The following is a 12,512-nucleotide window of genomic DNA, read 5'->3' as shown; positions in this document are numbered from 1 at the left end:
TCAAGTCAGACTTTGTTAACGCCTGATGATGATATTGGTATTTATCGATAGTAATCATAAGAATTATAAATATAACTAGTTGTTAATTATTACCCAAAATAGTATTTACTGTATTTTAATACTTGCAATAAAAAACAATACTTTGATAAATTAATTCAGTAAAAAACTGTAGTATCTAAAGTTTATAGCTAGTAATTCTTTTTTACTAAATAAGCTTTAGATTTACTTATCAGTATTATTCAATTATTGCAATTAGATTTTTTAACTATTGAATGTGTGTGAGGGGTCATCATGTCCAAATATCTACTAGCTGCTGCTGGTGGAGTAGGTTTTTTCTGCTTACTTTCTAGTTTATTACCTGCACAAGCTCTACCTAATTTAAATATTTCTGAAAAAGAATTAGCATCGGTTCAAGATAATGACATTAATAAACAAGCGGATACTAATAACAACAACTTATCAGAGACTGAATCTGATAAATTGCCCATAGTCAATGATACTCAACAAAATTTATCTTCTTCAAATCAGCCACAAAATGCTGTTAATGCTTTAGAACCGCCAGCAGATGAAATGGCACAAGTCACATCTGTATCACAATTGTCTGATGTCCAACCGACAGATTGGGCTTTTCAAGCATTACAGTCTTTAGTTGAGCGCTACGGTTGCATTGCTGGTTATCCGAATCAAACCTATCGCGGCAATCGGGCGATGACTCGCTATGAATTTGCCGCAGGTTTGAATGCTTGTTTAGAGCGAATCAATGAACTCATTGCTACAGCAACTGCTGATTTGGTCAAGAAAGAAGACTTAGCCACTTTGCAGAAATTGCAAGAACAATTTGCCGCAGAACTGGCAACACTTAGAGGTAGAGTTGATGCCCTAGAAGCTCGGACAACAGAATTAGAAGCAAATCAGTTTTCTACTACCACCAAACTGACTGGGGAAGCAATCATCGCTGGTATTGGTGCTACTGGCGGCGCTCCTGGTAAAAGTGGCTCTAATATTATCCTTGTCAATAGAGTCCGCTTAAATCTCAGCACCAGTTTTACAGGTAAAGATTTATTAATTACAGGATTGCAATCTCACAACTTTTTGGGTGGTGCAGATGGACGGGGTAGTCTGCAAGAGAGTTTAGGATTAGCTTCGCCTTTACTGAGTTCTAGTAGCGCTCGTACTAGTTTTGAACCCCAGTTTCCAGGTCTTAACGTCAAAAATTTGACAGGTGTGGGTGCGAATAGTTTAGAACTGTACAAATTACTTTACATCTTTCCTGTCGCTAATAAATTGACCCTGTTTGCGGGAACTGCGGCGGAAGTATCAGATGCTTTTCCGGCAATTACACCTTTTTACGGTGAGGGACAAGAATCAATTTCGCGGTTTGCTGGTTTAAATCCGGTGTTGCGTGTTTCCGGTGGGACTTCTGGTTCTGGTTTGGCATCAGCGGCAGGATTTATCTTCAACATTGCTCCGAGTTTGGATTTGCGAGCTTTATATGGCAGCGTCAACGCCAACATACCGCAAAAATCTCCCAATGAAGTACTAGCGGGAGTTTCCGAGACACCTTTGGGAGGAGGTTTCTTTAGTGGTAGTAGTGTTGTAGCTGCTCAGTTAACCTTCAAACCCATGCGAGATTTAGATATTGGGTTGAACTATGCCCACAGCTATCACGAGATCAACATCTTAGGCACGGGGTTAATTAGTGGTGATGTTGGTGCTTTAGCTGGTGTTGATCCTGGAACACCTGTGACACTCAACTCTATTGGCAGTACAGTGACGTGGCGATTTTCTCCAAAAATAGCTTTATCTGGCTATGGTGCAGCCTTGTTTGTCGAGGATTCTTCCAAAACTGTAGATGCTTCTACCACCTTTACTAGTTGGATGGTGGGACTGCATTTCCGAGATTTGTTTAAGTCTGGGAACAACGCGGGGATTCTTTTTGGACAACCACTTTATCGTAGTGAGGCTAGCGGTAGCGCTCAGTTAGCACCAATCGGTGTAAATCGGGCTACTCCTTATCATTTAGAAGCTTACTACCGTTGGCAAATCAATGATCACATCAGCATTACCCCAGGAGCCTTTATTCTCTTTAACCCGGAAGGCGATCGCACAAATGACACAACTACAGTAGGTGTACTGCGGACTACTTTCACTTTTTAAATTTACTTTAAGAAAAAAGTAAACCTGTAACAAAATCTACGAAATTATGTGCCAAAATCCGCTAACTTAAATAAAAGCCATAAATGTAATTCAGGCTACCGAACCAATGCGACTAGAGCAGTTGCAAGCTTTTTTGGCGATCGCAGAAACTGGCAGCTTTCAGAAAGCTGCCGGTAAGTGCGGTGTCACCCAATCGACCATCAGTCGGCAAATCCAATCTTTAGAAGCTGATTTGGGAGTGGAACTATTTCACAGAACAAATCATGCCAAGCTCACCTTGGGGGGTGAACGCTTACTTCCTCGCGCCCGCAAAATTTGTCAAGAGTGGGATACGGCTACGCAAGAACTAGCCGATTTAGTGGCAGGCAAGCAGCCAGAATTGTGTGTTGCTGCCATTCATTCCTTGTGTGGTTCTTACCTACCGCCAGTGTTACAAAAGTTTTGTCGTGATTATCCCGATGTGCAGCTGCGGGTGACTTCCTTGGGGAGCGATCGCGCTCTCAAAGTCCTCAAAGATGGCTTGGTGGATCTAGCAATTGTCATGAATAATCGCTTCCTGATCACCGGTCGGGAAATGGTGGTACAAATGCTTTATGATGAACCCATAGAAGTTTTAACCGCAGCCAATCATCCTCTAGCCCAATACGAACGTGTTCCTTGGCCAGAGTTAGTTCGTTATCCGCAAGTCGTCTTTAAAGATGGTTATGGGATGCAGCGTCTAGTCCAAGATAAATTTGAGCGCCTAGAAGCCACGCTACAAGCAGCTTTAGAAGTCAATACCCTAGATGCCTTTCGGGGAGTAGTGCGCCAAGGAGAATTAATCGCCTTGTTACCAACTTCCGCCCTAGTAGAAGCGCGTCTTGACCCCACTTTAGCAGTACGTCCCCTAGCCAATAGCGGTGTAGGATCTGAGAATTCTGGCTTGACTCGTCGCGTAGTCATGGTGACAACTCAAGATCGTTTACAGATTCCACCCATCAAGCATTTTTGGCAACTAGTCCAAGAAAATATTCCCCCACTAATGGAGCAACAGCGATCGGCATCCTAACGTTAGGATTAGTCCATAGTCAAAAGTCAATAGCTCATAGTTCAGCGTCAAAAGTCTCAAGAATTACCAATGACTATTACTATTGACTAGGACTTACGTAGTGTCAATAAATTTTCTGGCTTTTTTGTCAATAGTCAATAGTCGAAAAAAAACTTGATTTTGAACGCCAGTCCGCACAATGGGGGAAACCCCCACAAGCGGCAGGCTCCCCTTGACTATGGACTATTGACTACCTTCAGAAGGGTTTATTGGTTGAGTGCGTAAGTCCTTTTGACTATTAACCGTTGACCATTGACTTTTATGAGCATCATCTTCAGGGAATTATTGAAAAAAGTAGGTAGTGGCAATCATACGGGAGAAAATTTAACTCGTGTGGAAGCAGCCACAGCTACGAAAATGATGTTGCTGGGAGAAGCTACACCAGCCCAAATCGGTGCATTTTTGATTGCCCATCGGATTAAGCGTCCCACGGGAGAAGAGTTGGCAGGAATGTTAGACGCTTACGATGAATTGGGTGTAAAACTGCAACCCATCACTTCACCACATCCAGTCCTGGTTTTTGGCATACCTTATGATGGCAGAACACGCACCGCACCCATCAGCCCAGTCATCGCCTTATTACTTGCTGCTGCAGGACAACCAGTGGTGATGCACGGAGGCGATCGCTTACCCACTAAGTATGGATTACCGCTAACAGAAATTTGGCAAGGATTAGGAGTCAACTGGACTACTTTACCTCTAATTAACACCCAAGTAGTATTTCAGCAAACTGGCATTGGTTTTGTCTATCCACCACAGCATTTTCCTTTAACTAATAGTCTATGGGGATACCGTGACCAACTCGGCAAGCGTCCACCTTTAGCGACAATGGAATTAATCTGGTGTCCTTATGGTGGGGATGCTCACATGATTGCTGGCTATGTTCATCCACCGACAGAGGGAATGTTCCAGACTGCCTTGAGATTACGGGGAGTGACTAAATTTACCTTAGTCAAAGGATTAGAGGGGAGTTGCGATTTACCACGCGATCGGACAGCCATTATCAGCTTGTCGCAAACATCCCCAGAGTTAGAAAGATTGTTGCTTTCACCCCATGATTATGGTTTTACTACCAAGAATGTAGCATTAGGTAGTACAGAAGAATTGCTGGTACAGATGCAGGATGTATTGGCTGGGAATGCTAGCGAATTAATGCAAACAGCATTGTGGAATGGGGGATTTTACCTGTGGCAAAGTGGGATTTGTGCCGATATGCGATCGGGTATTGCTACAGCAGAAGAACTATTAACTAGTGGAGTCGTAGCTGCCAAATTACAAGAACTAATTCAAGTAGTTAATTCCGTCTCAGAAAAAACCTGCCAGCATACTTACTAATCTCACTAATTCATCTTGCTGATTAGTGGATTTACAATAGATATAGCCAAAAGAAAAAATAGGTAAATCTTATGACTAGTAATTCACTTCAAAAAACAACTAATGAACTATCCAAGCTTAACTATTCAGTATTAATCGAAGAAAAAGAAGGTGGATATCAAGCAACAGTTTGGGGATTACCAGACTGTCAAGTATTCGCTACAACGCGAGAAGATGCACTGCATAATTTACATGAAATTGTGGATAGAAGGTTAAAAAATGTAGAAATAGTCACTCAAGAAATAGCAGTACCAAAACCAGAACATCCTTGGATGAAATTTGCAGGTATGTTTAAAGATGATCCAATGTTTGATGAGGTATTAGCAGACATTGAAGAATATCGTAGAGAAATAGATGCAGAAATGGCAGAACGCTATCATCAAATTGATGCTACAGAGGTTAAAGAATCGTGAGTTTGTGGATACTAGATACAGATTCTGTCTCACTTTTCCAAAATGGGCATCCTCATGTTAGCAAGCGTATTAGTGAAATTTCTTCAGAAAATTTAGCTGTGACCATTATTACCTTTGAAGAACAGATTCGTGGAAGATTTAATGTCATTAGGAAAGCTGATTCTCTAGATAAATTAGTTACTGCCTACTCTAGTTTACAAGCGACATACGATTACTTCAATAGTATTAATTTACTTGCATTTAACCAAAAAGCTGCTGATTGCTATGGAGAACTGTTGCGTCAGAATCTTCGTATCGGGACGCAAGATTTACGCATAGCTGCCATTGCCATTGCTAATGATGCTATTTTGGTAACGCGGAATCAGCGAGATTTTACCCGTGTACCTGGGTTGGAGTTTGCAGATTGGAGTGCTAATTGACAACTAACAAATCTTGCTGAAGCTGCCGACAAACTTTTTCTATGGCATCTATACTGCCTGGATTAACTAAGCCGTAATAACTATAAACATATACTCGATTATTTTTTGTGGCTTGTAGTTTTGCCCAAAATCCTTCTTTTTTAAAATCATCTAAAACTGATATTTTTGTTCCACCTTGGGGAGGACTAACAACAATAATTACTTCGGGATTAGCCTCTAAAACTTTCTCAGCCGAAAGAGTAACATAACCAGAAATGGGACTTTGACCTTGTAAATCTGCAACTAAGTTTTTAGTAGGAAATTTTTCTAACAAATCACCTGCCCAGCTATTTTTATTTGGTGCTAAGATTGGTTGCCGACTTACCAATACAATAGTCGAAACATTCGGAGATGATTTATTTGGTAAAAAACTTTGGTAACGGTCTAATAAAGGTTGAGGATTGACATCAATTAACTGAGCTAGTTTTTTGGTGATTTCTTCTAAAGAATTCCATGTGTTGATTTGCGTTAGCAAAGTAGGAATACCCAATTGTTTCAGGCGTTGAATTGGTTGATTAGAAAAACCTTCTGCACCAATAACTAAATCTGGTTTCAAGGCAATAATTCTTTCTAAATTGGGGGGATTTTGACCTTCGCTAACACGGGGAATATCTTGGAAGCGTGAATCATTTTTAAATAATGTACTCCCAGTCATACCTACAAGCTTGCTTTGATCAAGTTGAGAGATAATATCTGTAGTTAATGAAGAGAGGGTGACAACTCTTTTCGCAGATACATTTGCTAATGGTTGAGCATCAGTGTTGAGTATTGTTGTGTTTTGTGCTTGTGGCTGCTGGGTAGTTGCAGTACTACAAGCAGTTACAATGATGCTGAATAAAATTGCTAAAGCTGATGATATCCAACGACGGAGCATATCTACATTTCCTCATGGCATATAGATAGTATTGGCATAGCAAGGCTAAAAAATTGAGATACAGGACTAAGATTTAATTTTTGAACGTAGTATGCTGGTTTGTTCTCTTGGCGGTAGCGTCTTTGTTCGCGCAGTGTCTCTGACAGGAGAAGGGTATTTTGAATTTTAACTTGGTATGAATAAGTAACCACTGACACAAAAAATAAGTAAAAAAAAGCGAGTTCAAGCATCAGCCAAAATTTCTGAGAATTTGGGTAAAGGTGCTACTCGCCGCTAAGGTATACAAGGTTTTTTGAGAAAAGCTTTATATAATATATAAGAATAAACCGAAAAACTAATGTTTGATAGATAACAAATCGTCATTTCTTTAAAATTACTCACAGTGGTCTTTTTTACTACCATCAATTTTTAATATAAGAACATAGCTGATAACTCACAAATTCCAATTCCGTCGCCAATGGAAGAAACCTTCTAGCCAATCTTGCAAAGCTGGGTTGCTATTGAGCTTTTGTTGGCTCCATTCTCGTGCTGTCTGTTCTAAAATTTCTGAAAAACTGGGATAGACAGTGGATAAGTTGGCTAATTGCTTGACAGGGATTTTTTGAGCCATAGCTAAAGCAATGATATTAATTAACTCTCTAGCTTCTGCACCCAATATAGTAGCGCCTAAAATCTCTCCGTTGTTGAGGACAACTAGTTGACAAATACCTGTAGTTGCATTCCTTAATTGAGCTGCGGCGACTGATTTGTAATAATGCTGTAGAACAAAAATTTCTTTTCTGGCAAATCTACGTCTTGCTTGTGCTTGTGTCAAACCAACTTGGGCGAGATTGGGGTAAGATAAGATTGCCCAAGGAAGGCATCGGTAATCGACTGAAAACTGCGGCACAAATAGAGCATTTTTTAAGGCAATTCTGGCTTCGTAATGGGCAATGTGCAGGAAGTCATAACCACCAATCACATCACCACAAGCGTAAATACGGCGATTAGTGGTTTGTAGCTTGTTATTGACTATTAAACGATGCTGATGCCATTTCACTCCAGCTTCTGCCAAATTCAGCACTTCTAGATTTGGTTGCTGTCCTATCGCTATTAATATTTCATCTACTTCTATGGCTCTATCTCCCGCCTGCACCCATTTTTTATGCTCAATTCGCTTGACTTGAGTGACTACTGTTTGCGTGAGGACACGGATACCATCAACTTCTAACTGTGCTTGAAGTAACTGGGCAATTTCTGGATCTATATGAGGTAGAAGATCAGGAGATTGAATTACTAAGGTGACATTGCAACCCAGTCTGACTAATGTTTGTGCTATCTCAATACTCTGGGGAATACCACCAATAATTAACCAATCTTGAGGTGGTGAAGAAATTAGAGAACCTTGCTTGTATAGAGATTGCCAAATATTTGCTAAGGTGCGGTAGCCAGTGGCAGACAATCCTTCTATTGCGGGAATTTTGGGACGAGAACCAGTGGCAAGTAAATAAGTCCGCCCCCGTAGTAGGCGCTGATTAATTGCAAATGATAGATGAGGGGAAGTTTGAAATTGACCATTACCAAAAATGAAATCGATTCCTTGGGCTGCTAAATTGGCAATAGAGTTAGATTCTTGAATATTAGAGACAACGCCTTGAGCATAAAGCATTACTTCTGGCGATGCCAAAGATATCTGACATTGTTCAGCAGTATTCGACTGTATGGTGTTGATACCAAAATCAGCCAGATAACTGAAATTGTGGGTTCGATGAGCGATTTCATTGAAGGCTTGGTGAAAAATCAAACCATTATTAACTTGAGATTCTACTAAAGCAACTTTAGCTTTTAGTTGAGTAGCAGCTAAGGCAGCATAACGTCCGGCTGGACTGCCACCGATAATTACGACATCGTAGTCAATAGTCATTGGTCATTGGTCATTAGTCAATGGTCATTAGTCAATAGTCATTGGTCAATAGGCAATAGGCAATAGGCAATAGTCATTAATCACTACTCAGCACTCCCTCACTCCCTCACTCCTTTACTCAGCATTCATTACTAACTTTAGTGCTGTTAATAGGCGTTGGTTGTCGGATTGAGAACGGACGGCGATGCGGAAAAAGCGATCGCCTAATTCTTGAAAGCTGAGACAATCACGAATTAAAATCTGGTGTTGTTGGAGTAATTTTTGTTGCAATTGCACACTGGATACTTGGGTTTTCACTAGTAAAAAGTTGGCAGCGCTGGGTTGGGGTTCTAATCCAGCGATTGTGGATAAATCCTGATATAGTTGCTGGCGTGTGGGTGGTAGCCATTGCCAAGTTTGTGTTTGATATTCTTGATCTTGGACGGCTGCTATTGCCGCAGCTGCTGCTAAGGTGTTGACAGGCCAGGGATCACGCCACGATCGCCATTTTTGCAAGCGGTCAGGGTGAGCGATCGCATATCCTAATCTCAGTCCAGGTAGACTGTAAAATTTTGTCAGCGATCGCAATATTACTAAGTTGGGATATTCCTGCACCATTGGAATCAGGCTTTGTTCCTCTGCGGGAGGGACAAAATCCATAAACGCTTCATCCACCACTACCAAAGCATACTTTGCCAATAAGGGCAAAATAGCCTCTCGTGTAAAGAGTTTACCTGTTGGGTTGTGGGGATTATTTAACAACAATCCACTATTGTCCGAGAAATAAGAGCAAAGATGGGGAGAAATTTCTTCCCCTTGTCCCCCTCTCCCCTTGTCCCCTTGTCCCCTTGTTAAAGACAGGGGAAACTCCAGCACTTTAGCACCGTAAGCAGCTAGAGTGCGGTAGTAATCGCCAAAGGCTGGAGTTATTAAACTTGTTGCGGCTAATTCTGCTAATTCTCTACCTGCTAAGGTAAGTAACTCTGCCGAGCCATTGCCAGGCAGAATACACGCTGATGGTAATTGATGGAAGTGACCTAGAGCGAGTCTGAGGTCACTGTAATCTGGGTCTGGATAATGCCTGAGATTACCAATTTGTGACTGAATAGCAGCGATCGCACTTTTTGGTGGCCCCAATGGGCTAATGCTAGCAGAGAAATCCACGATAGCATCAGCAGGACAGCCAGCGATCGCTGCTGCCCAAGCTAAATTTCCTCCGTGAGATGGTTGCTGCATCCAATCAATGTTCCTAATAGCAGAAACTAGGATTTTGGGGGCGCAACTTTTTCTCTGAATAACTTACCAGCAGAGAACGCAGGAACTCTAGTCGCGGGAATTTCCATCTTTTCGTTGGTTTTGGGGTTACGACCTTCACGAGCTTTACGTTCCCGTGATTCAAATGAACCAAATCCCACTAGCGTGACTTTATCGCCAGAAGAGACAGCTTCAATAATCGTTTCCAAAGCAGCAGTTAAAACGGCATCTGCTTGCTTTTTAGTCACACTAGCCTTTTCCGCTACGGCATCAACCAATTCACCTTTGTTCATTTGAAACTCCTTGTGTTTAATTGAGATTTTTGACAAATGTACGATGTCGCATTTTTACCAAAATCTCTGTTGAAACAGATACAAAAGTCGCCCTTTGGGAGTATTTATACCTAAAATGGCTGCAAATCCCATCGGCTCTACTTTTCAATGAATCATTCTAAAGCGTTGTAGCCTGAAGTGGATAGATGAAAGCATTAATTTATATGGATTTCGGCATTTTTTTTATTTTTGGGGTCATTGTTACCCTCAAAACCACTAAAAAAGTAGGAAAAAATACCTAGTGAATACCCTAGTTGCTGATAAAACAGAGAATAAAACAAACAAAAGTTAAGATTTTAGGAAGTTATGTAATTAAGATACGTAAATTCTCATTAAGGGGTCAATGGTCAATAGTCAATAGTCAATAGTCATTAGTCCCCAATCCCCATTACCCCTTATCCCCAGAGGGGGCCCCGAGTTCCCCAATCCCCTATTCTTCTGTACCCAGGTACGGAATGCGCGAGTTGTGGCAACTTCACCGTGATTTTTGGCGGTGGCGATAAACTGGGGAATCTCGGTTACGGGTATGGGGGTAAAGGTGGGGCTAATTTGCACTTCTGAATATTGCCCACCAGCAAGGGTATAAATTTTTAATGTAGTGCCGTTATAACGCCAAAATTCCGGAACTCCCATTGCTGCGTACAGTTTCAGCTTATCTATGGCAGATCGGGAATATTCCACTTCTAGAACTAAGTCTGGTGGTGGATCAGTTGCTAGGTCAATATTTTCTTTATTTCTTACTAAAGCTTCATTTTGGATATAGTAGCTACTATCAGGCTCGGCTCCTCGTTCTAAATCATCCCGCGTTAATGTCAAGGAACCAGAACGTTTAACTTCTAAACCTAATTCTTCGCAGAGTACTCCAACAAAACCTTCTATCAGACGGTTGGAATTTTCGTGAGACATTTGTGCGGTAATAATTTCTACTATTTCATTTTCATAAGCTAATCGGGTGTTGCGTTCTGTACCCATTTCAGCCAGCATAGTTTTAAATGTCTGCCAACTGATATTTTGGAGTAGAATTCTTGTTTCTGCTGGTTGTGCGATCGCTACCATAGTTGATGTCTCTCAAGGGTATTTAGTTGATAAAAATGCAAAATTGTGCCTGACTCCTTACCCCTATAATTTTATGAGGTTTAAGAATCACACAGTTGTCAGATGTTATTAATTACGGACTATTGAATGCGGCAGAATTTGCGATCGCCATCATGTTCTGGGTATTGCCAAGAATAGGCGAAATGGCTCACACCTGGGATTTTGTCAGAAAATTGGCGTAGAGCTTGCATTTGTGCTTCTAGGGGTGGACGATTGCTCACTGACTCTCCCCAAGTTCCTGCTAAGGCTGGAATTATTTGTGTACCTGGTTTTGCCATACTCAAAACTCGTTGCACTTGCTCGACAATACAACTGACTTTACCGCAAGTCCCATAAGACATGGGATGCCATTGCAAGGTACTCGGAAATCTATCCCAAGGTTGTAGGCGCGAATCGTAACCTTCGCCTAGTGTTTGGTTGCCTTCTGGGAAGAAGACAACCCCAGAAGTAATACCTAGTTCTTTGGCTGGCTGGGTAGCTAAAGAGACAAAATCGAGAATACCTTGCATGGCGTGAGCAACTGATAAAAGCCACAATTCCGTTTGCAAGATTGGTTGTCTGGCGCTGGGTGAAGGTAATGCTTTTTGCTGTGGTGGGATAATTCGACCTTGCCAGAGAGGCTCACTTTCTTGGGGATAAAGTTTGTCTATATCACTGATATCGCCGGCGGTAATGTATCCCTTACTTAAGAAGCGGCGAATTAGTTCTAATCCTTTGTTATTTTGAGCGCGACGAAATAAAGCTTGTTGAGTTGCTTGGGTAAATAACCACAAATCTGTTACTTTAGTGGCGATGGAATCACTACCAGCCTGACGGGGATAGCGCACGTAGTCAAATAACAAGCCATCAGGCCGACGGCGCAGTATTTCTTGTACCATACGGTAATAGTCGCGTTTGGCTTGTTCGTTGTAGGGGTCAATAAATACTTGAGAACCATTATCTACGACGTATAAACTGGTTTGACCTTTACCATTACGAGCGATCGCCTCTTCTCGGTCTTTCCTTTTAGCGTAGGTGTAACCGAAGTTAATAGTATACATCCAGCCATAGACTTTTAAACCGCGTTGCCGCCCTTTTTGAATTGCTGTAGCGAGTAAATCGATTTTTTCGGCTCTGGGGGTGCGGATGACAGAAGGCCAAACCGTCGGGTTAGCGGCTGCGGGTAAAAGTACTTGCCCATCGTAGAATACTTCCACATAAACTTGGTTATAGCCTCGGTTCACCATCCTATCCATAATTTGCTCTATGGCTCCCGGTGCAACATCACAAGGATACAGCCGTAACCAAATGGCTTGGATTTTCGGCCAGGTGCGGCTACGACATTGTTTTAATTCCTCGGCGTGTTTTTTGACTAACTGTTGGTAGCGTTGTTGCGCGTCCTGATTCCCCTTAATAGATAATAAGCGTAAATTTTCTTTCGTTTTTGCTACTTGTGGAGATAGCTGACAATACTCTGTTGCTTGTGCTTGAGCTGGGTTACTCTCAAACCAAGGGATTAATAGGCTACTGCTCAAAATGGCAGTCAATAGACGTTGCCAAGGTAATTTTGATTTTAGGGGATTCAAGGGACGGTTACGCATACCTGA

General features: G+C 41.7%; 11 protein-coding genes. 5 read left to right on the top strand and 6 right to left on the bottom strand.

What is annotated here, in order from left to right; genetic code table 11:
* The first annotated feature begins 291 nt into the window (after positions 1 to 291).
* The 5 genes from FD725_RS00955 (at position 292) to FD725_RS00935 (ending at position 5,450) form a co-directional block, all read left to right on the top strand.
* Positions 292 to 2,157, top strand: a complete 1,866-nt coding sequence (locus tag FD725_RS00955) for an iron uptake porin (protein WP_179046400.1) — start codon at positions 292 to 294, stop codon at positions 2,155 to 2,157.
* Between the two features lie 106 nt (positions 2,158 to 2,263).
* Entirely contained in the window at positions 2,264 to 3,205 is a 942-nt protein-coding gene (locus tag FD725_RS00950) for a LysR family transcriptional regulator (RefSeq protein ID WP_179046399.1), read from the top strand.
* A gap of 300 nt (positions 3,206 to 3,505) precedes the next feature.
* Positions 3,506 to 4,579: an anthranilate phosphoribosyltransferase family protein gene (locus tag FD725_RS00945; RefSeq protein ID WP_179046398.1), complete on the top strand. Its 1,074-nt coding sequence runs from the start codon at positions 3,506 to 3,508 to the stop codon at positions 4,577 to 4,579.
* Positions 4,580 to 4,650: 71 nt separating this feature from the next.
* The gene (locus tag FD725_RS00940) at positions 4,651 to 5,031 is read left to right on the top strand and encodes a type II toxin-antitoxin system HicB family antitoxin (protein WP_179046397.1); all 381 of its coding nucleotides are present in this window, start codon (positions 4,651 to 4,653) and stop codon (positions 5,029 to 5,031) included.
* Entirely contained in the window at positions 5,028 to 5,450 is a 423-nt protein-coding gene (locus tag FD725_RS00935; RefSeq protein ID WP_179046396.1) for a type II toxin-antitoxin system VapC family toxin, read from the top strand. The genes FD725_RS00940 and FD725_RS00935 overlap by 4 nt, the downstream gene beginning before the upstream one ends.
* Here the strand turns inward: FD725_RS00935 and FD725_RS00930 are convergent.
* The 6 genes from FD725_RS00930 to FD725_RS00905 all read right to left on the bottom strand — a co-directional run bounded on the left by FD725_RS00930 (position 5,443) and on the right by FD725_RS00905 (position 12,506).
* Positions 5,443 to 6,363, bottom strand: a complete 921-nt coding sequence (locus FD725_RS00930) for an ABC transporter substrate-binding protein (RefSeq protein WP_179046395.1) — start codon at positions 6,361 to 6,363, stop codon at positions 5,443 to 5,445. The genes FD725_RS00935 and FD725_RS00930 overlap by 8 nt on opposite strands.
* A gap of 433 nt (positions 6,364 to 6,796) precedes the next feature.
* Positions 6,797 to 8,266 (bottom strand): NAD(P)/FAD-dependent oxidoreductase, encoded by a 1,470-nt coding sequence (locus tag FD725_RS00925; protein WP_179046394.1) that lies wholly within the window; start codon positions 8,264 to 8,266, stop codon positions 6,797 to 6,799.
* 114 nt (positions 8,267 to 8,380) lie between these two features.
* Positions 8,381 to 9,481, bottom strand: coding sequence for a threonine-phosphate decarboxylase CobD (cobD, locus tag FD725_RS00920; protein ID WP_179046393.1), 1,101 nt, complete (start codon positions 9,479 to 9,481; stop codon positions 8,381 to 8,383).
* Positions 9,482 to 9,507: 26 nt separating this feature from the next.
* Complete coding sequence (locus FD725_RS00915; protein WP_103137906.1) at positions 9,508 to 9,792, bottom strand: HU family DNA-binding protein; 285 nt, start codon at positions 9,790 to 9,792, stop codon at positions 9,508 to 9,510.
* Between the two features lie 393 nt (positions 9,793 to 10,185).
* Positions 10,186 to 10,887: a Uma2 family endonuclease gene (locus FD725_RS00910; RefSeq protein ID WP_179046392.1), complete on the bottom strand. Its 702-nt coding sequence runs from the start codon at positions 10,885 to 10,887 to the stop codon at positions 10,186 to 10,188.
* 119 nt (positions 10,888 to 11,006) lie between these two features.
* Positions 11,007 to 12,506, bottom strand: coding sequence for a family 10 glycosylhydrolase (locus tag FD725_RS00905; RefSeq protein WP_179051373.1), 1,500 nt, complete (start codon positions 12,504 to 12,506; stop codon positions 11,007 to 11,009).
* Positions 12,507 to 12,512: the final 6 nt, after the last annotated feature.

Origin of the sequence: Nostoc sp. TCL26-01 (assembly GCF_013393945.1) — a bacterium.
Classification (GTDB): Bacteria; Cyanobacteriota; Cyanobacteriia; order Cyanobacteriales; family Nostocaceae; genus Trichormus.
Note: the sequence above shows the minus strand (reverse complement) of the source record. Positions and strands in the feature narration are given on the sequence as shown.

What these genes read in the sequence shown, in the direction of transcription:
- FD725_RS00955 (WP_179046400.1), top strand. Translation starts at nt 292, where the DNA reads ATGTCCAAATATCTACTAGCTGCTGCTGGTGGAGTAGGTTTTTTCTGC.
- FD725_RS00950 (WP_179046399.1), top strand. Translation starts at nt 2,264, where the DNA reads ATGCGACTAGAGCAGTTGCAAGCTTTTTTGGCGATCGCAGAAACTGGC.
- FD725_RS00945 (WP_179046398.1), top strand. Translation starts at nt 3,506, where the DNA reads ATGAGCATCATCTTCAGGGAATTATTGAAAAAAGTAGGTAGTGGCAAT.
- FD725_RS00940 (WP_179046397.1), top strand. Translation starts at nt 4,651, where the DNA reads ATGACTAGTAATTCACTTCAAAAAACAACTAATGAACTATCCAAGCTT.
- FD725_RS00930 (WP_179046395.1), bottom strand. Translation starts at nt 6,363, where the DNA reads ATGCTCCGTCGTTGGATATCATCAGCTTTAGCAATTTTATTCAGCATC.
- FD725_RS00925 (WP_179046394.1), bottom strand. Translation starts at nt 8,266, where the DNA reads ATGACTATTGACTACGATGTCGTAATTATCGGTGGCAGTCCAGCCGGA.
- cobD (WP_179046393.1), bottom strand. Translation starts at nt 9,481, where the DNA reads ATGCAGCAACCATCTCACGGAGGAAATTTAGCTTGGGCAGCAGCGATC.
- FD725_RS00915 (WP_103137906.1), bottom strand. Translation starts at nt 9,792, where the DNA reads ATGAACAAAGGTGAATTGGTTGATGCCGTAGCGGAAAAGGCTAGTGTG.
- FD725_RS00910 (WP_179046392.1), bottom strand. Translation starts at nt 10,887, where the DNA reads ATGGTAGCGATCGCACAACCAGCAGAAACAAGAATTCTACTCCAAAAT.
- FD725_RS00905 (WP_179051373.1), bottom strand. Translation starts at nt 12,506, where the DNA reads ATGCGTAACCGTCCCTTGAATCCCCTAAAATCAAAATTACCTTGGCAA.